The organism is Bradyrhizobium sp. Unk1 (genome assembly GCF_059512345.1).
In genome coordinates, this window is record NZ_JCAMOP010000002.1 from 96165 (window position 1) to 114406 (window position 18242).

Below are 18242 nucleotides of genomic sequence, written 5' to 3' on the forward strand. Positions count from 1 at the left end.
GGCCATCAACTCAGCCACAGCCGCGGCAGCGCCGCGCCGGTCCGCGCCAGCACCGCCATCATGTCGGCGCGCAAGCGCGCGGCATCTTGGGCACAGAACCGCGCCATTGCAAAGCCATTCCAGGCGGAGATTCCGACCTCGCCGGCGAACGACTCCGAGGCCTCGCGGATACGCTCGATCAGCGGCTCGTCGCCGGGGACGATCAGCGCCGTACCGATCGCGGCACCACCCTTGGCCACCGCTGATCGCCCAAGTTTCGCACCGATATTGCCGTCGAGCCTGACGGTTTCGGCGAACACCAGCTTGCCACCACGACGCAGCCGCCAGCGATCAATGAACTCGCCCTGCTCCATCCGCTCGCCCATGGCGGTGCGGCCGAACACGACGATCTCGCAAAGCAGAAGCGAGGCGGCCTCGTCGAGCTCGATGTCGAAACGACGATGGACCCGGGCGCGATCGAACAGGATCGTCTCCTGGGGTAACCAGCCAAGATGCGCGCCTGCGGCGACCTTCAAGGCGATATTGAGCTGCGCCGCCGCCCCTGGCGCGCGATAGACCTTCTCGGCCGCAGCCGTGGTCAATGTCAGGCGCGAGCCCTGGCCTGCCGCGATCTCGATGTCAAAACTGTCTCCGCCGGCAACGCCGCCGGCCGTGTTGACGAACACGCCGGAGAGCCCCTCGCCCTCCGGCGAGGGAAAGCGCACGCGCAGGGAGCCGGACTCATGCAAGACGCCACGCCGCGTCACGCCATCGCGCGCATGGACGTCGAAGCGCACCGCGCCACGGGCGCGGTTCGCCTCGAAAACCGAAGATGTCGTTAGAGCGTCGCTGCGCATCCGTCTCCCCAGCCGGCCGCGGCAGAAATTTTCGGATTACAGCGCCATCTGGCGGCTGATTTCGGCCGGATCGAGATTGGATCGGTCGCAGGAGAACTTCACCGCGCCACGATCCATCACGGCGAAACTGTCGCCGAGTTCGCAGGCAAAGTCGAGATATTGTTCGACCAGCACGATGGCGATGTTGCCGAGGTTACGCAAGTAAGAGATGGCGCGACCGATGTCCTTGATGATCGACGGCTGGATGCCCTCGGTCGGCTCGTCGAGCAGGAGCAGCTTTGGCCGCATCACCAGCGCACGCCCGATCGCGAGCTGCTGCTGTTGGCCGCCGGAGAGGTCGCCGCCGCGCCGGCCGAGCATGGATTGCAGCACCGGGAACAGCGAGAACACGTCGTCCGGGATGTGCCTGTCCTCGCGCTTGAGCGGACCGAAGCCGGTCTTGAGGTTCTCCTCGACCGTCAGCAGCGGAAATATCTCGCGGCCCTGCGGCACGAAGCCGATGCCCTTGCGCGCCCGCTCATAGGGCTTGAGGCCCGTGATGTCGCTGCCGTCGAGCACGATCGCGCCCGAGGAGATCGGATATTGGCCGACCATGGCGCGCAACAGCGAGGTCTTGCCGACGCCGTTGCGCCCGAGCACGCACGTCACCTTGCCGGGCTCTGCGGCGATGGAGACGCCGCGCAGCGCCTGCGCCGCGCCGTAGAACAGGTTGATGTCCTTGACCTCAAGCATTGCTCAGCGTCCCAGATAGACTTCGATGACCCGCTCGTTGGACGAGACCTGGTCGATGGTCCCTTCCGCGAGCACGGTGCCTTCATGCAGGCAGGTGACCTTGACGCCAAGCTCGCGCACGAACGTCATGTCGTGCTCGACGACCATCACGGTGTGGGTCTTGTTGATCTCCTTGAGCAGCTCGGCGGTGAGATGCGTCTCGACGTCGGTCATGCCCGCGACGGGCTCGTCGACGAGCAGCAGCTTCGGATCCTGCGCCAGCAGCATGCCGATCTCGAGCCACTGCTTCTGACCGTGGCTGAGGCTGCCGGCGAGGCGGTTGCGCGCCTCGGTGAGACGGATCGTCTCCAGCACCTTGTCGATCCGCTCGGACTCCGCCCTGCTGCCGCGCCAGAACAGCGTGCCCTTGACGCTGTGGTCGACATTGAGCGCGAGCAGGAGGTTGTCCTGCACGGTCTGGCTCTCGAACACGGTCGGCTTCTGGAATTTCCGGCCGATGCCGAGCTCGGCGATACGGGTCTCGTCCAGACGCGTCAAATCGGTGACGCCGTCGAACAGCACCGTGCCCTCGTCGGGCTTGGTCTTGCCGGTGATGATGTCCATCATCGTGGTCTTGCCGGCGCCGTTCGGGCCGATGATGGCGCGCATTTCGCCGGACGCGAGCGTCAGCGACAGATTGTTGATGGCATGGAAGCCGTCGAACGAGACGTGCACGCCGTCGAGATAGAGCATCGCGGAGGTCGCGCGGGTGTCCATGACGTTCATTGCGCCTACTCCGCCATTTTGGGTTCGGTGACGCCATCTTCGGCCGCGGCGCTCGCGCTGGTCGCCGCGCGCTTTTCCTTCGACGACTCCCACCAGGCGTTGAAGGTGCCGACGATGCCCTTGGGCAGCAGCAGCGTCACCAGGATGAACAGCGCGCCTAGCATGAACAGCCAGTAGGGCGCGAGCATGCCCGAGGTGAAGAACGTTTTTGCGTAGTTGACGACGACGGCGCCGAGTGCAGCGCCGATCAGCGTACCGCGGCCGCCGACCGCGACCCAGATCACCGCCTCGATCGAGTTGCCGGGTGCGAATTCGCTCGGGTTGATGATGCCGACCTGCGGCACGTAGAGCGCACCGGCAACGCCGGCCATGCAGGCCGACAACGTGAACACGAACAGCTTGTAGGATTCGACGCGGTAGCCGAGGAACCGGCTGCGCGATTCCGCATCGCGGATTGCGATCAGAACCTTGCCGAGCTTGGAGGACACGACGGAGCGGCAGATCAGGAAGCTCAGGATCAGCGCCAGGCAGCTCAGCGCAAACAGCGCGGCGCGGGTGCCCTCGGCCTGCACGTTGAAGCCGAGGATGTCCTTGAAGTCGGTCAGGCCGTTGTTGCCGCCGAAGCCGAAATCATTGCGGAAGAAGGCGAGCAGCAGCGCATAGGTCATCGCCTGCGTGATGATCGACAGGTACACGCCGGTGACGCGAGAGCGGAAGGCGAGCCAGCCGAAGCAGAAGGCGAGCAGGCCGGGCGCGACCAGCACCATCAGCGCCGCGAACCAGAACATGTCGAAGCCGTACCAGTACCAGGGCAGTTTCGAATAGTTCAGGAACACCATGAAGTCGGGCAGGATCGGATTGCCGTAGACGCCGCGGGTGCCGATCTGCCGCATCAGGTACATGCCCATCGCGTAGCCGCCGAGCGCGAAGAAGGCGCCGTGGCCGAGCGAGAGGATGCCGCAATAGCCCCAGATCAGGTCGATCGAAAGCGCGAGGATCGCGTAGCAGACATATTTGCCCCAGAGCGCGACCAGATAGGTCGGCACCTGCAGGACCGAGCCCGCGGGCAGCAGCAGGTTGGAGAGCGGGATGAGGATGCCGCAGGCCGCGACGATGGCGAGAAAGATCGTCGCGCCGCGGTCCAGCGACTTGGTCAGCATGTGGGGGGTCATGCTTCCACCGCACGGCCCTTGAGCGCGAACAGGCCGCGCGGCCGCTTTTGAATGAACAGGATGATGAGAACGAGGATCGCGATCTTGCCGAGCACGGCGCCGGCGACTGGCTCCAGGAACTTGTTGGCGATGCCGAGCGTGAACGCGCCCACGAGGGTCCCCCAGAGATTACCGACGCCGCCGAACACCACGACCATGAAACTGTCGATGATGTAGCTCTGGCCGAGATTGGGGCTGACATTGTCGATCTGCGACAGCGCCACGCCGGCGATGCCGGCAATGCCGGAACCGAGGCCGAAGGTCAGCGCGTCGACGCGCGAGGTTGCAATGCCCATCGAGGCCGCCATGCGGCGGTTCTGCGTCACCGCGCGCATCTCGAGGCCAAGCGCGGTGTAGCGCAGCATCGCGAGCAGGATGGCGAACACGGCGAGCGTGAAGACGAGGATCCAGAGCCGGTTATAGGTGATGGTGATCTGGCCGAGCTCGAACGCGCCGCTCATCCAGGAGGGATTGCCGACCTCGCGGTTGGTCGGGCCGAACATGGTGCGCACCGCCTGCTGCAGCACCAGCGACAGGCCCCAGGTTGCGAGCAGGGTCTCCAGCGGACGGCCGTAGAGGAAGCGGATGATGCTGCGCTCGATCAGCACGCCAATGCCGCCGGCGACGAGGAAGGCGAGCGGCACGGCGATCAAGAGCGAATAATCGAAGAGTGCGGGGTAGCGCGTGCGGATCACCTCCTGTACCACGAAGGTGGTGTAGGCGCCGATCATCACCATCTCGCCATGGGCCATGTTGATGACGCCCATGACGCCGAAGGTGATGGCGAGCCCGATCGCGGCGAGCAGCAGCACCGAGCCGAGCGAGAGGCCGTACCAGGCATTCTGTACCGTGGACCAGACCGCGAGCGAAGACTGGATCGAGCCGATCGCGCTCGCGGCGGCCTTGGTTACCGAGGCCGGCTGGTCGCCCATGCCGGTGAGCAGCGCCATCGCCTCCTGGTCGCCGCGCGCCTTGAGGGTGGCGACCGCCTCGAGCTTCTCGACCTCGGTGGCATCGGACTTGAACAGCAGGATGGCCGCGCGGGCTTCGCCGAGCGCAGCCTTGACCGATTTGTTGGTTTCCTTGGCGAACGCGCCATCGACCGCCTCGAGCGCGGTCTCCTCATGCGACTTGAAAACGGATTGCGCGGCCTGCAGGCGCGTTCCGACGTCCGGCGACTGGAGCGTCAGGCTGCCGATCGCGGCATCGACGCTGCGGCGCAGGCGGTTGTTGAGGCGGACCGCGCTCGCGGTGTCGGGAACGCTGGCGACGGGCTCGCCGGTCGCGGCATCGATCGACTTGCCGTCGGCACCGGTGACGTAAACCTTCTTGCTATCAGGATCGGCCATGAGACGGCCGTCCTGGAGCGCGCTGATGATGGGGAAAGCCAGCTTGTTGCCGCTGCTCGCGACCACGCCGATCGCCTCTTCCGTGTCGGAGTAATCGTCATTGGCGAATTTGGCGACCGCCTCCTCGAATGGACCGGCAAGGGCCGGCAGTGCGAACGCGATCAGGAATAACGAGAGGACAAAGGTCGAGAGACGAGCGGATAAATTGGTTGGCACTGTGGATCACCCCGGCAGAAGTGGGGAGAAGGCGGCGGAATAGCCGTCTTCTCCCGTCGTGCAATCAAACGTCAGATCCGGATCAGGAGCCTGAGCCGAGGCACTTGTTGGTCTTGGTGTTGAAGTTGCCGCACTTCTTGCCGACCCAGTCGCCGACCAGGTCCTTGGAGCCCTCGAGCTCCTTCGACCAGGCGTCGCCGGCAACGAGGCTCGGGGTCTTCCAGACCACGTCGAACTGGCCGTTACCCTTGATCTCGCCGATGAACACCGGCTTGGTGATGTGGTGGTTCGGCAGCATCTTCGACACGCCGCCGGTCAGGTTCGGCGCCTCGATGCCGGGGAGCGCGTCGATCACCTTGTCCGGATCGGTCGACTTCACCTTCTCGACGGCCTTCACCCACATGTTGAAGCCGATCACGTGCGCTTCCATCGGATCGTTAGTCACGCGCTTCGGGTTCTTGGTGTAGGTCTGCCAGTCCTTGATGAACTTCTCGTTCGCCGGGTTCTTGATCGACTCGAAGTAGTTCCAGGCGGCGAGATGGCCGACCAGCGGCTTGGTGTCGATACCGGCGAGCTCTTCCTCACCCACCGAGAACGCGACCACCGGGATGTCCTTGGCCTTGATGCCCTGGTTGCCGAGCTCCTTGTAGAAGGGGACGTTGGCGTCGCCGTTGATGGTCGAGACCACCGCGGTCTTCTTGCCGGCCGAGCCGAACTTCTTGATGTCGGCCACGATCGTCTGCCAGTCGGAATGACCGAACGGCGTGTAGTTGATCATGATGTCTTCCTGGGCGACACCCTTCGACTTCAGGTAGGCCTCCAGGATCTTGTTGGTGGTGCGCGGATAGACGTAGTCGGTGCCCGCGAGCACCCAGCGCTTCACCTTCTCGTCCTTCATCAGATAGTCGACGGCGGGGATCGCCTGCTGGTTCGGCGCAGCACCCGTGTAGAACACGTTGCGCTCGCTCTCCTCGCCCTCGTACTGCACGGGGTAGAACAGGATGCTGTTCAGCTCCTTGAACACCGGGAGCACCGATTTGCGCGACACCGAGGTCCAGCAGCCGAATACGACCGCAACCTTGTCCTTGGTGATCAGCTCGCGCGCCTTTTCTGCGAACAGCGGCCAGTTCGAAGCGGGATCGACGACGACGGCCTCGAGCTTCTTGCCGTTCACGCCGCCCTTCTTGTTCTGCTCGTCGATCAGGAAGAGGATGGTGTCCTTCAGCGTGGTTTCGCTGATGGCCATGGTGCCGGAGAGAGAATGAAGGACGCCGACCTTGATGGTGTCGTCCGCGGCCTTGGCGCCGGTCAATGAAGCCAGACCCATCATCAGTCCGGCGGTCGCGGCGAGAACGCCACGGCGGCTAAATGACGCCGCTATATCGTGAGTGGATTTGTTAAGCATGGATGTATCATCTCCCTGACGCAGACGTGAAAAAGACGCTGCGAAACGGCCCCACGGCCGCCTGCGATTAATGGAATCGCAAGAACCATGCCATGGGCTGGGCACATGCCAACCTATTGGTCAGGCTAGATAATTTTGCTGCAATCCAACTTTCGCCGCAGTCCAATTGCTCAAATCTTGGGCAAATAAAATGTATGCTAATGCGGCAGACAGGATATTTTTTAAGCAAAACAATGACACTGTCTAAATTTCTGGCATAACTATTTCTGCACTGCAATCACGGTTTGAGGCCGCGTTGCCTTGAAACCGCCCCCTGAATGTTCCATATGGAGGTTCGAGACCTCTTGCGAATCAAGGGGTCGTAGCGAGCCGCGTGTTCTTAAGCCCTTTCCGGGCCTCTGGCTTGCCCCATCCCATCAAGCCATCCGACACCCCAAACACGCAGGTGTCTATTCGACACCCTTATTGCGCGTGCCCCGCTGATTGCGCCGGGCGCTCGCTTTCGACATGGAAAGAACCCATCTTTTGACTTCCTTTCAGGACTTCGGCCTTGCCGAACCCATCGCGCGTGCTCTCGCCGAAGAGAATTACGTCACCCCCACCCCCATCCAGGCCCAGACGATTCCCACGGCGCTGACCGGCCGCGACGTCGTCGGCATCGCCCAGACCGGCACCGGCAAGACCGCGTCCTTCGCGCTGCCGATCCTGCACCGCCTGCTCGAGAACCGCATCAAGCCGCAGCCGAAGACCTGTCGCGTGCTGGTGCTCTCACCCACCCGCGAGCTGTCCGGCCAGATCCTCGACAGCTTCAACGCCTACGGCCGCCACATCCGGCTGTCCTCGACACTCGCCATCGGCGGCGTGCCGATGGGCCGCCAGGTTCGCGCGCTGATGCCTGGCCTCGAGGTTTTGGTGGCGACCCCCGGCCGGCTGCTCGACCTCGTGCAGAGCAACGGACTGAAGCTTGGAAGCGTCGAATTCCTCGTGCTCGACGAGGCCGACCGCATGCTCGACATGGGCTTCATCAACGACATCCGCAAAATCGTCGCCAAGCTGCCGATCAAGCGGCAGACGCTGTTCTTCTCGGCCACCATGCCGAAGGACATCGCCGAGCTCGCCGACGCGATGCTGCGGGACCCCGCCCGCGTTGCGGTCACCCCGGTGTCCTCGACCGCCGAGCGGATCAACCAACGCATCATCCAGGTCGATTTCTCCGCCAAGCCCGCCTTCCTGACCAGGCTCCTGAAGGACGAGCCGGTCAATCGCGCGCTGGTCTTCACCCGCACCAAGCATGGTGCCGACAAGGTCGTGAAGACACTCGAGAAGGCTGGCATCGCCGCCAGCGCCATCCATGGCAACAAGTCGCAGAACCATCGCGAGCGGACGCTCGCCCAGTTCCGTTCCGGCGAGATCCGCACCCTGGTCGCCACCGACATCGCCGCTCGCGGTATCGATGTCGACGGCATCAGCCACGTCATCAATTTCGACCTGCCGAACGTGCCCGAGACCTATGTGCACCGCATCGGCCGCACCGCGCGTGCCGGTGCCGACGGTACCGCGATCTCGCTGGTCGCCGGCGGCGAGGAACTGAGCTATCTCCGCGACATCGAGCGATTGATCAAGGTGGCGCTGCCGCGCGAGGATCTCCGCACCGACGCCGGGCGCCGCGATGCGGGTCCGCCCCCGCCGCAGCAACGACAGGGCCGGCCGGGCCGCCCGGGCCAGCGCCCGCAAGGCGCAAGGCATGGTGAGGGACGTCACACTGACGGACGACGCACCGACGAAAGGCATGCCGACGGACGCCACCATAGCGCCGCCAAGCAGGGCGACGGACGGCCCGGCGAAGGTCGGCACGGTGACGGACGGCATGTTGACGGACGTCCCGGTGGTAGCCAGAAGGTCTCGAAGGGGTCTCGCCGCCACCGGTCCGGTGGTAAGACGCATTCTTCCCCAACCGACCGTCCGGAACAGCGTTCCGCGCATAGCGCCGGCAAGCCCGATGGGATACAAGGCGTGGCCTTTTTACGCCGCGAGAGTCGGCCGATGGGCCAACCGACCCGCAAACCCTATTCGCACTAGCCGTCCACGACCTGGAGAAATTCATGGCTAAGGAAGAGCTGATCCAGTTCGAAGGACTGGTCACCGAAATCCTCCCCGACGCGCGCTACCGCGTGCAGCTCGACGCCGGGCACGAGATCGTCGCCTACACCGCCGGCAAGATGAAGAAGAACCGCATCAAGACGCTGGCGGGTGACCGCGTGACCGTGGAAATGTCGCCCTACGACCTCGAGAAGGGCCGGCTGATTTTCCGCCACAAGGACGAACGTCCGAGTGGCGTGGGCGGGCCTCCCCGTCCCGGACAGCGCGGTGGCCAGTTCCGCCGCCGTTGATCCGCTTCCAGCATCTCGGCTGCGGAGGTAAATTCTGACCTGTATGCTGATCCGCCGTGTCGAACGCGGCGGATCAAAAAATCGTGCACGTCAGGATTGTTTTGGTGCCTTAATTCCAATAAAATCACTCATCGATTTTCGGCCGGACGACATTGGCATCCACCGGTACAGCCGGTTCAGACACGCTGACGACCCTTCCAGAAACTCGATCTAACCCGCCTGCGAAAGTAGGCTTCGACACTGCACATCTGAGAAGGAACTACCCCGTGAGCATGGGAACCGTGAAGTGGTTTAACGCGACCAAGGGCTTTGGCTTCATCCAGCCCGACGATGGCGGCCAGGATGTCTTCGTACACATCAGCGCCGTCGAGCGCGCCGGTCTCGGCACGCTGCGTGAAGGTCAGAAGGTCTCTTACGAGATCGTCGCCGACCGTCGTTCCGGCAAGTCCGCAGCGGACAACCTCCGCGCCGCCGGTTGAGCCCACGGGCCTTCGGCCCGGACGGCTCTAGCGAGCAAGCAAAAGGAAAAGGCCGTGCGCAACGCACGGCCTTTTTTCATGTCCGACAGAGCGGATGGACTCAACAGGTCGTACCGGCCGCATCCGCGCTGTCATGGACGCAACTGGACAACGCGTCGGTCTTGCTAGTTCGTTTTGGCGGCAGCGCCGGCGTTGCCGCTGGCGTTGTTGCTCAACGAACCTGCCTGGCTCATCGTGTTGTTGAAGTAGTTGTCGCTGTCGCCGAGCGTCACGCGACGCTGGCACAGCGGCATGCAGCTGTAGGACTCGCGCTCGACCCCGCGATAGACGGTGACGAGCCGGTCGCTCGGACCTTCGACCTGGATCTGACGGTCGACCAGGATCTCACCGCCCCGGTCCAGCGCGATGAAATTGGTGGCACCGTAGCCCTTCCCGGTCACGACGATCATGCCGCCTGGCTGGAGCGTGACGTCGGCGATCAGGGGATTGCCGACCACGATGGTCGCCACCTTGCCGGGCAGCCGGACCAGCTTGGCCTGGTCGACATTGACGGCGATGGTGTCGGCGGTCGCCTCGGCAAGGCTGGCGGCCGGCGATGCCAGCACCGCAGCCGCAACCAGAAGACAAACGCGCGCATGACGGCGCAGCAACTCTTTACGCATACTCTTACCCCCGGGACGTCACAAACCGGCAGAAGCGATTCGATACACAGCGGAGCCGGTGCCCGACCCGGCTAACCTGCCCTTAATTCGTGAACGTTCCGCAAACTCGCCGACTATTGTTTGAACGGACTGGGCGTTTTGCTGCCTCAGGAGGTCCGTTACTGGCGGAACGGATAGGCGAGCTGACCCCCGATCTCCTTCGGCATGGTCGCTTCGTCCTTGCCGTAGTCCTGTGGCAGTTTTCCCTCCGGCATGCGGAAGGTGCCGAACAGCACGTCCCAGATCGGAAACGTCCCGGCAAAATTGGTGTCACCGCCCTCTTCGAGCGCGGTGTGGTGCCAGCGGTGGAACACCGGCGTCGCCAGCACATATTTGAACGGTCCGAAGGTCCAGTTCAGGTTGGCGTGCACGAAGGCCGAATGGAAGGTGGTGAACGGACCGAGCCAGATCATGACGTTCGGGGAGATGCCGGCCATCAGCAACACGACGTCGACGCCGATCGTCCCGAGCATGAGATTGACGGGATGGAAGCGGGCCGCGGAAATCCACCCGATCTCCTCCGACGAATGATGAATGGCGTGGTACTTCCAGAATCCGCCGTCGTGGAACAGCCGGTGCAGCCAGTACAGCATGAAGTCAGACAGCACCAGGAACAGTATCGCCTGCACCCACAGCGGCAACTGCGCCAGCGGGCCATGGCCATTGTCGTAGAAGGCGATCAGGTCGTCGGCGTCGTGGATGTTGAAGACGGCACCGGCACCGACGATCAGGAGTCCGATCCGCATGGTGCGGGCGAACACCGGAACGAAGAACCAGTAGCAGATGTCGGTGAGGATCTCGCGCTTGCGCCACCACGGCGCGCCGGGATTGCAGGCCCAGAAATGCTCGAGCACGGTGAAGACCGCTGCGAGCACGAAGGTGACGGGGACCATCTTCTGGATGGTCTCGCCGAGCATCAAGGCGACTTGCATGGGCAGGCTCGACATCATCGCCTCTCTTCCGGACTTCTGATCCCGCTTATGCCTACTCCGCGAAATTTAAGGGAGGGTGAAGTCCACGGCGCGCTTGAGGCGCATTTGGAACAGGAAGAATTTCGATTGCGTCCTTAAGGCCAAATTCACTCTGGGCAAAAGCATCGGGCGGGAAGCGGGTTTGCCCGATCGAATTAACTCTACCGAAAGAGCTCGGCTCTCATGTTTAGCGCGTCAAGCACAGCGCCGAACGAGGCGATCACACCCCAGACGGAGTTTAGTTCATGAAGAACCTGATTGCGCGTTTCGCGAAGGATGAATCCGGCGCCACCGCCATCGAATACGGCCTGATTGCCGCCGGCATCGCACTGGCCATCATCACCGTCGTCAACAACCTCGGCAGCTCGCTGAACACCAAGTTCGGCTCGATCAGCTCCTCGCTGAAGTAAGCGACCGACCAACGACGGCAAAAGCCCCGGACCTCCGGGGCCTTTGTTTTTCTGAATGCGGCGAGTTCCAGTGGCGTTGCGCGAGTACAGAACCGAAGCCGCGGTTGCGGCGAGCGAGGCGGAGGCGGCCGAGGCCTCTTCGCCGGCGTACTGGGTTTGCCTTGCGCTGCTGCTCGCGACGGCCGTCCTCGCCGCGCGCATTGCCAGCATCTGGTGAGTGCGCCTCCGGCAGGTTCCTGCGCGCAGCGCCGCTGCCGCCGTTGTCGGTTTGTTTAGCACTGCCGGCTAGCATGCGGCGACACTCCGATCCCGCGATGAACCCAAGCTCAAGACGCCGCCCATGATCCTCGACCTTGCGCGCCTTCTGCTCTTCCCGGCCCTGATGGCCTTCGCCGCCGCGAGCGATCTCTTCACGATGACCATCTCGAACCGCGTGTCGCTGGCGCTGATCGCGGGCTTCTTCGTGCTCGCGTTCGCCGGTGGCATGGCACCTTACGAGATGCTGAGCCATGTCGGCGCCGGCGCACTGCTCCTCGTCGTGGCCTTCGGCTGCTTTGCGATGGGCTGGATGGGCGGCGGCGACGCCAAGGTCGCGGCTTCGGTCGCGCTCTGGTTCGGCTTCGCGCAATTGATGGATTTCCTGCTCTACGCTTCGCTGTTCGGCGGAGCCCTGACGCTGCTCCTGCTCCAGTTCCGGCAATGGCCATTGCCTTACGGGCTGGCGGGCCAGGCCTGGTTGGCACGGCTGCACGACAAGGAGAGCGGCATTCCTTACGGCATCGCGCTCACGCTCGGCGCGCTGATGGTCTATCCGGAGACCGAATGGGTGAAGGCGATCGACCTCGCTCACCTCGCACTGCGCTGAACGCACCGGGTAAGCCGGCGTTAAGCCGATTTAGATACGCCTCATTAACCATGCTTTGACGAATAGCTGGTCAACTGCCGATGACGGCGGCGGCTGCGTCGCGGCGTTTTGTGGAAAGTGAAGCGTATGAATAGGGCACGCATTGTCGTCCTGACGGTCGCCATCTGCGCCGGCGGTGTCGCCGCGTACCTGGCGAGCGGCTCGGACTCTGCGCCGCCACCGGCGGCTCCGGTCGCACAGCTTCCGACCGTCGACGTCCTGGTCGCCAAGAACGACATCGGCCTCGGCCAGACCGTGAAGCCGGAAGACGTGCAATGGCAGACCTGGCCGGCTGCAACCGCCAGCGCCACCTTCATCCGCCGCAACGAACGCCCCGAGGGCGCAACCCAGGTCATCGGCTCGATCGCCCGCGCGCCCTTCATCCAGGGTGAGCCGATCCGCGACCAGAAGCTGGTCAGGGCCGAGGGCTCCGGCTTCATGGCGGCGATCCTGCCGACCGGCATGCGCGCGATCTCGACCGAGATCTCGCCGGAGACCGGCGCGGGCGGCTTCATCCTGCCCAACGACCGCGTCGACGTGCTTCTGACACGCCGCCTCAAGAACGCCGACCAGAGCTCCGGCGCCCAGGACATCGTCACGTCCGAGATCATCCTGGCCAATGTCCGCGTGCTGGCCATCGACCAGGCGCCGAAGGAAAAGGACGGCCAGAACACCGTGGTGGGCAAGACCGTCACGCTCGAGCTCAATCCCGCGCAGACGGCGACGCTCTCCGCGGCCCGGCAGAGCGGCACGCTGTCGCTGGCGCTGCGCAGCATCGCCGACGTCAAGATGAGCGAGATCACGCTCGATGATTCCGCGAAGCGCGATGGCGTTTCGATCATTCGCTACGGCATCCCAAGCGCGACGGCGAAGGCACGATGAGGACTGTCGATATGAAATGCAGGGCAGATTTGGCGACGATGCGAACCTCGATGGTCCGCGCCCTGTCGTTTTCGGCCGCCTTTGCGCTGACGCTCAACCCGGTGCTCACCCCGGCGATCGCCGCCGACTACCGTCCCGTGGCGCAGGTCGGGGCCGATGGCCAGTTGAACGCGCGCTTCCTCTCGCTCGGCGTCGGCAAGTCGATCGTGATCGACCTGCCGCGCGACATCAAGGACGTGCTCGTCGCCGATCCCAAGATCGCCAATGCGGTGGTCCGCTCGTCGCAGCGCGCCTACATCATCGGTGCCTCGGTCGGCCAGACCAACATCGTGTTCTTCGATTCCGCCGGCCAGCAGATCGCGGCCTATGACATCGCGGTCAAGCGCGACCTCAACGGCCTGCGCGCCGCGCTCAAGCAGGTCCTGCCCAATTCCGACATCCAGATCGACGGCCTCGGCGACGGTGTCGTCCTGACCGGCTCGGCGGCGAACCCGCTGGAAGCGCAGCAGGCCAATGATCTCGCCGCGCGCCTCGCCGGCGGCGCCGAAAAGGTGGTGAACTCGATCGTGGTCCGCGGCCGCGACCAGGTCATGCTGAAGGTGACCGTCGCCGAAGTCGCGCGCACCATCATCAAGCAGCTTGGCATCGATCTCACCGCGAACCTGAACTACGGCACCTCGGTGGTGAGCTTCACCAACTCCAACCCCTTCACGGCTCTCGGCAAGAATCTGGTGGACGGCAACGCTCTGACCACGAAGTTCGGCGCGACGCCGTCGGTGCAGGCCACCCTGCGCGCGATGGAGAGCGCCGGCGTGATCCGGACGCTGGCCGAACCGAACCTGACCGCGATCTCCGGTGAGTCCGCGACCTTCATCGCCGGCGGCGAATTCCCGGTACCGGCGGGCTATGCGTGCGATCCCACCACGCATGTCTGTACCACCCAGATCAGCTTCAAGAAGTTCGGTATCTCGCTCAACTTCACCCCGATCGTGCTGAGCGAGGGCAAGATCAGCCTGCGCGTGATGACCGAGGTCTCGGAACTGTCGAACGAAAATTCGATCACGCTGTCGCAGGCCGTGACCTCGAACTCGGTGAACTCGCTGACCGTGCCCTCGATCAAGACCCGCCGCGCCGAAACCTCGCTGGAAATTCCCTCCGGCGGCGCGATGGCCATGGCCGGTCTGATCCAGCAGCAGACCAAGCAGGCGGTCAACGGATTGCCGGGACTGATGCAGCTCCCGATCCTCGGCACGCTGTTCCGCAGCCGTGACTTCGTCAACAACTCGACCGAGCTGGTGGTGATCGTGACACCTTATGTCGTTCGCGCGACGTCGCCAAAGGACCTGTCGCGGCCGGATGACGGCTTCGCCGCGCCCGCGGATCCGCAGGCCGAGCTGATCGGCAATATCAACCGCATCTACGGCGTGCCCGGCCGGACCGAACCGGCCAAGAACTACCGCGGCACCTACGGCTTCATTACCGACTGAGGCGGAACGGGGATTTCACGATGATCACAGCACCACCCCAGATTCGCAAACGCGCCATCCGTTTCGGTGGCGCGCTCGTCGGCATGGCGCTCGCCCTCGGCGGCTGCCAGCACAACGAAGCGGTCACGGCCTCCATCCCCGACGATTACAAGCAGCGCCACCCGATCGCGATCGAGGAGCAGAACCGCTCGATCGTCGTCTTCGTCGGCCACGCCCGCGGCGGATTGACCGCCGCCCAGCGCGCCGACGTGATGGGCGTCGCCTCGGCCTGGCTGCACGAAGGTACCGGCGCCATCCGCATCGACGTGCCGTCCGGCACGCCCAACGCACGTCCGGTCGCGGAGACGATGCGCGAGATCCAGGCGATGCTGGCGGGCGCGGGGGTTCCGCCGCGCGGCGTCAACATTCGCCCCTACCAGCCGGAAGACAGGCGCTTCCTGCCGCCGATCCGGCTCACTTATTCCAAGATCGCCGCGGTCGCCGGTCCCTGTGGCCTGTGGCCCGACGACATCGGCCCCTCGATGAAGAACAAGAGCTGGTTCGAGAACAAGGACTATTACAATTACGGCTGCGCCTATCAGCGCAACATGGCGGCGATGATCGACAATCCGTCGGACCTCGAGCAGCCGCGGACTGAAACGCCGTCCTATACGGCGCGTCGCACCACGGCCTTCGAGAAGTATCGCAAGGGAACGACGACGACGACCATCTATCCTGAGGCCGACAAGGCCAAACTCAGCGACACCGGCAAATGATCAGCTACGCTCGCCAGACTCAAGAAGAGCAGCCCGAGGCGCCGACGCCGGTCGAGGAGCATATTGCTCCCTCGCCGCGCGTGTCGGTCCAGGCTTTCTGCGAGACCGTCGAGACCGCTGCCGCGGTGCAGTCGGCCGGCGAAGACCGTCGTCTCGGCAAGGCCCATCTGAAGATCCAGATGGGCGGCATGGCGGCCGCGATCGAAGCCTACCGCTCGGCGCCGACGCCGAACGTGATCGTGCTCGAGAGCGACGGCCGCAACGATCTTCTGACCGGCCTCGACCATCTCGCCACGGTCTGCGACGCCGGCACCCGCGTGGTCGTGATCGGCCGCATCAACGACGTCACGCTCTACCGCGAGCTGGTGCGCCGCGGCGTCAGCGACTACGTGCTCGCGCCGGTCGGCGCGATCGACGTCGTGCGCTCGATCTGCAACCTGTTCTCGGCGCCCGAAGCCAAGGCGGTCGGCCGCATCATTGCCGTGGTCGGCGCCAAGGGCGGCGTCGGCGCGTCCACCATCTCCCACAACGTCGCCTGGGCGATCGCGCGCGACCTCGCAATGGACTCGGTCGTCGCCGATCTCGACCTCGCCTTCGGCACCGCCGGGCTCGACTACAACCAGGACCCGCCGCAAGGTATTGCGGATGCCGTGTTCTCGCCGGATCGCGTCGACACCGCCTTCATCGACCGCCTGCTGTCGAAATGCACCGACCATCTCAGTCTGCTGGCGGCGCCGGCGACGCTCGACCGGGTCTATGATTTCGGCACCGACGCCTTCGATGCCGTGTTCGACACGCTGCGCTCCACCATGCCGTGCATCGTTCTCGACGTTCCGCATCAATGGTCGGGCTGGACCAAGCGCGCCCTGATCGGGGCGGACGACATCCTGATCGTGGCAGCGCCTGATCTCGCCAATCTGCGCAACACCAAGAACCTGTTCGATCTGCTGAAGGCCTCGCGGCCCAACGACCGGCCCCCGCTCTACTGCCTGAACCAGGTCGGCGTCCCGAAACGGCCCGAAATTGCCGCCGCCGAGTTCGCCAAGGCGATCGAGAGCCCGCCGGTCGTCTCGATCCCGTTCGAACCGCAGATCTTCGGCTCGGCGGCCAACAACGGCCAGATGATCGCGGAGATCTCCGCCAACCACAAGTCGATCGAGATGTTCCTTCAGATCGCCCAGCGCCTGACCGGCCGCAGCGAGACGAAGAAGCAAAAGTCGTCCCTGCTTTCACCCCTGATTGATAAGTTGCGGGGAAAATAAGCCGCCGCATGGAGTTGTTAAGTGTTCGGTAAGCGTAGCGGAACAGACACCGATACTCGGGCTCCCAAGCCCGGCGCCGTGGCGCCAGAGCCTGCCCAGGCTCCGGCGCCCGCGGTGTCGCGCGCGCCGCCCCCGCCGGCCGTCGCCTCGCCGCCGCTTGCCCCCGCCCGGCCGGCGCCGGCCATGGAATCCCGTCGCTCGGACAATTACTACGAGGTCAAGGCGACGATCTTCGGTGCGCTGATCGAGGCCATCGACCTCGCCCAGCTCGCCAAGCTCGACTCCGAGTCCGCGCGCGAGGAAATCCGCGACATCGTCAACGAGATCATCGCGATCAAGAACATCGTGATGTCGATCGCCGAGCAGGAAGAGCTGCTCGACGATATCTGCAACGACGTTCTCGGCTACGGTCCGCTGGAGCCTCTGCTGTCGCGCGACGATATCGCCGACATCATGGTCAACGGCGCCGACACCGTCTACATCGAGGTCGCCGGCAAGATCCAGCGCACCGGCATCCGCTTCCGCGACAACCAGCAGCTCCTCAACATCTGCCAGCGCATCGTCAGCCAGGTCGGCCGGCGCGTCGACGAATCCTCGCCGATCTGCGACGCGCGCCTCGCCGACGGCTCCCGCGTCAACGCCATCGTGCCGCCGCTGTCGATCGACGGGCCCACGCTCACCATCCGAAAATTCAAGAAGGACAAGCTGACGCTGGATCAGCTGGTCAGGTTCGGCGCGATCTCGCCGGAGGGCGCGGAAATCCTCCAGATCATCGGCCGCGTCCGCTGCAACGTGCTGATCTCCGGCGGCACCGGCTCCGGCAAGACCACGCTGCTCAACTGCCTGACCAACTACATCGAGCACGACGAGCGCATCATCACCTGCGAGGACGCGGCCGAGCTCCAGCTCCAGCAGCCGCACGTGGTGCGACTCGAAACCCGTCCACCCAACATCGAGGGCGAAGGCCAGGTCACCATGCGCGAACTGGTGCGCAACTGCCTGCGTATGCGCCCCGAACGCATCATCGTCGGCGAAGTCCGCGGACCCGAGGCGTTCGACCTGCTCCAGGCCATGAACACCGGCCATGACGGCTCGATGGGCACGCTCCACGCCAACAACCCGCGCGAAGCGCTGTCGCGCTGCGAATCCATGATCACGATGGGCGGCTTCTCACTGCCCTCGCGCACCATCCGCGAGATGATCTGCGCTTCGATCGACGTCATCGTCCAGGCCGCGCGCCTGCGCGACGGCTCGCGCCGCATCACGCACATCACCGAGGTGATGGGCATGGAAGGCGACACCATCATCACCCAGGACATCTTCCTCTACGACATGGTCGGCGAGGACGCCAACGGCAAGATCATCGGCCGGCACCGCTCGACCGGCATCGGCCGCCCGAAATTCTGGGAGCGTGCGCGCTATTACGGCGACGAGAAGCGCCTTGCCGCCGCGCTCGATGCGGCGGAAGTCGCGCCGAAGACATGAGC

19 protein-coding genes are annotated in these 18242 nt (G+C 64.4%); 11 read left to right on the plus strand and 8 right to left on the minus strand.

All coding sequences use genetic code 11. The features are described from left to right. Positions 1–5: 5 nt before the first annotated feature. From AC5ZFO_RS02535 to urtA, 6 genes are all read right to left on the minus strand, one after another. On the minus strand, positions 6–836 hold the full coding sequence (locus AC5ZFO_RS02535) for an urease accessory protein UreD (protein ID WP_063980978.1): 831 nt from the start codon (positions 834–836) through the stop codon (positions 6–8). Positions 837–872: 36 nt separating this feature from the next. Beyond that, complete coding sequence (gene urtE / locus AC5ZFO_RS02540) at positions 873–1568, minus strand: urea ABC transporter ATP-binding subunit UrtE (protein ID WP_014498215.1); 696 nt, start codon at positions 1566–1568, stop codon at positions 873–875. Positions 1569–1571: 3 nt separating this feature from the next. Continuing rightward, the gene (urtD, locus tag AC5ZFO_RS02545) at positions 1572–2333 is read right to left on the minus strand and encodes an urea ABC transporter ATP-binding protein UrtD (RefSeq protein ID WP_282520003.1); all 762 of its coding nucleotides are present in this window, start codon (positions 2331–2333) and stop codon (positions 1572–1574) included. Positions 2334–2338: 5 nt separating this feature from the next. After that, complete coding sequence (gene urtC, locus AC5ZFO_RS02550; RefSeq protein WP_282520002.1) at positions 2339–3505, minus strand: urea ABC transporter permease subunit UrtC; 1167 nt, start codon at positions 3503–3505, stop codon at positions 2339–2341. Next, the gene (urtB, locus tag AC5ZFO_RS02555; protein WP_282520001.1) at positions 3502–5109 is read right to left on the minus strand and encodes an urea ABC transporter permease subunit UrtB; all 1608 of its coding nucleotides are present in this window, start codon (positions 5107–5109) and stop codon (positions 3502–3504) included. Before urtB ends, urtC begins: the two co-directional genes overlap by 4 nt. A gap of 82 nt (positions 5110–5191) precedes the next feature. Next, a complete protein-coding gene (gene urtA / locus AC5ZFO_RS02560; protein WP_282520000.1) occupies positions 5192–6514 on the minus strand; it encodes an urea ABC transporter substrate-binding protein in 1323 nt (440 codons plus the stop codon). Positions 6515–7021: 507 nt separating this feature from the next. On the opposite strand from urtA, the gene AC5ZFO_RS02565 reads away from it, so the two are divergent. The 3 genes from AC5ZFO_RS02565 to AC5ZFO_RS02575 all read left to right on the plus strand — a co-directional run bounded on the left by AC5ZFO_RS02565 (position 7022) and on the right by AC5ZFO_RS02575 (position 9383). Further along, positions 7022–8593 carry a DEAD/DEAH box helicase gene (locus tag AC5ZFO_RS02565; RefSeq protein ID WP_282519999.1) on the plus strand — a complete coding sequence of 524 codons (1572 nt, stop codon included), beginning with the start codon at positions 7022–7024 and terminating at the stop codon, positions 8591–8593. A gap of 23 nt (positions 8594–8616) precedes the next feature. Beyond that, a complete protein-coding gene (gene infA / locus AC5ZFO_RS02570; RefSeq protein WP_008131890.1) occupies positions 8617–8904 on the plus strand; it encodes a translation initiation factor IF-1 in 288 nt (95 codons plus the stop codon). Between the two features lie 266 nt (positions 8905–9170). Further along, positions 9171–9383, plus strand: coding sequence for a cold-shock protein (locus AC5ZFO_RS02575; protein WP_028148374.1), 213 nt, complete (start codon positions 9171–9173; stop codon positions 9381–9383). Positions 9384–9547: 164 nt separating this feature from the next. On the opposite strand, the gene AC5ZFO_RS02580 is transcribed toward AC5ZFO_RS02575, so the two are convergent. Continuing rightward, positions 9548–10045, minus strand: a complete 498-nt coding sequence (locus AC5ZFO_RS02580; protein ID WP_063980973.1) for a pilus assembly protein N-terminal domain-containing protein — start codon at positions 10043–10045, stop codon at positions 9548–9550. A 158-nt stretch (positions 10046–10203) separates the two neighbouring features. Then, positions 10204–11031 (minus strand): sterol desaturase family protein, encoded by an 828-nt coding sequence (locus tag AC5ZFO_RS02585; RefSeq protein WP_014498223.1) that lies wholly within the window; start codon positions 11029–11031, stop codon positions 10204–10206. 269 nt (positions 11032–11300) lie between these two features. Here AC5ZFO_RS02585 and AC5ZFO_RS02590 point away from each other — a divergent pair, with 269 nt between their 5' ends. The 8 genes from AC5ZFO_RS02590 to AC5ZFO_RS02625 all read left to right on the plus strand — a co-directional run bounded on the left by AC5ZFO_RS02590 (position 11301) and on the right by AC5ZFO_RS02625 (position 18240). Further along, positions 11301–11465 carry a Flp family type IVb pilin gene (locus tag AC5ZFO_RS02590; protein ID WP_014498224.1) on the plus strand — a complete coding sequence of 55 codons (165 nt, stop codon included), beginning with the start codon at positions 11301–11303 and terminating at the stop codon, positions 11463–11465. Between the two features lie 76 nt (positions 11466–11541). Beyond that, complete coding sequence (locus AC5ZFO_RS02595) at positions 11542–11682, plus strand: hypothetical protein (RefSeq protein WP_282520090.1); 141 nt, start codon at positions 11542–11544, stop codon at positions 11680–11682. 123 nt (positions 11683–11805) lie between these two features. Next, positions 11806–12330: an A24 family peptidase gene (locus tag AC5ZFO_RS02600; RefSeq protein WP_014498226.1), complete on the plus strand. Its 525-nt coding sequence runs from the start codon at positions 11806–11808 to the stop codon at positions 12328–12330. Between the two features lie 126 nt (positions 12331–12456). Then, positions 12457–13251, plus strand: coding sequence for a Flp pilus assembly protein CpaB (gene cpaB / locus AC5ZFO_RS02605; RefSeq protein WP_282519998.1), 795 nt, complete (start codon positions 12457–12459; stop codon positions 13249–13251). An 11-nt stretch (positions 13252–13262) separates the two neighbouring features. Then, on the plus strand, positions 13263–14738 hold the full coding sequence (locus AC5ZFO_RS02610) for a type II and III secretion system protein family protein (RefSeq protein WP_282519997.1): 1476 nt from the start codon (positions 13263–13265) through the stop codon (positions 14736–14738). Positions 14739–14758: 20 nt separating this feature from the next. Then, positions 14759–15493, plus strand: a complete 735-nt coding sequence (locus tag AC5ZFO_RS02615) for a CpaD family pilus assembly protein (protein WP_496121268.1) — start codon at positions 14759–14761, stop codon at positions 15491–15493. Continuing rightward, positions 15490–16755 carry a CpaE/TadZ family protein gene (locus tag AC5ZFO_RS02620; RefSeq protein WP_282519995.1) on the plus strand — a complete coding sequence of 422 codons (1266 nt, stop codon included), beginning with the start codon at positions 15490–15492 and terminating at the stop codon, positions 16753–16755. The genes AC5ZFO_RS02615 and AC5ZFO_RS02620 overlap by 4 nt, the downstream gene beginning before the upstream one ends. A 21-nt stretch (positions 16756–16776) precedes the next feature. Beyond that, entirely contained in the window at positions 16777–18240 is a 1464-nt protein-coding gene (locus AC5ZFO_RS02625; RefSeq protein ID WP_282519994.1) for a TadA family conjugal transfer-associated ATPase, read from the plus strand. Positions 18241–18242: the final 2 nt, after the last annotated feature.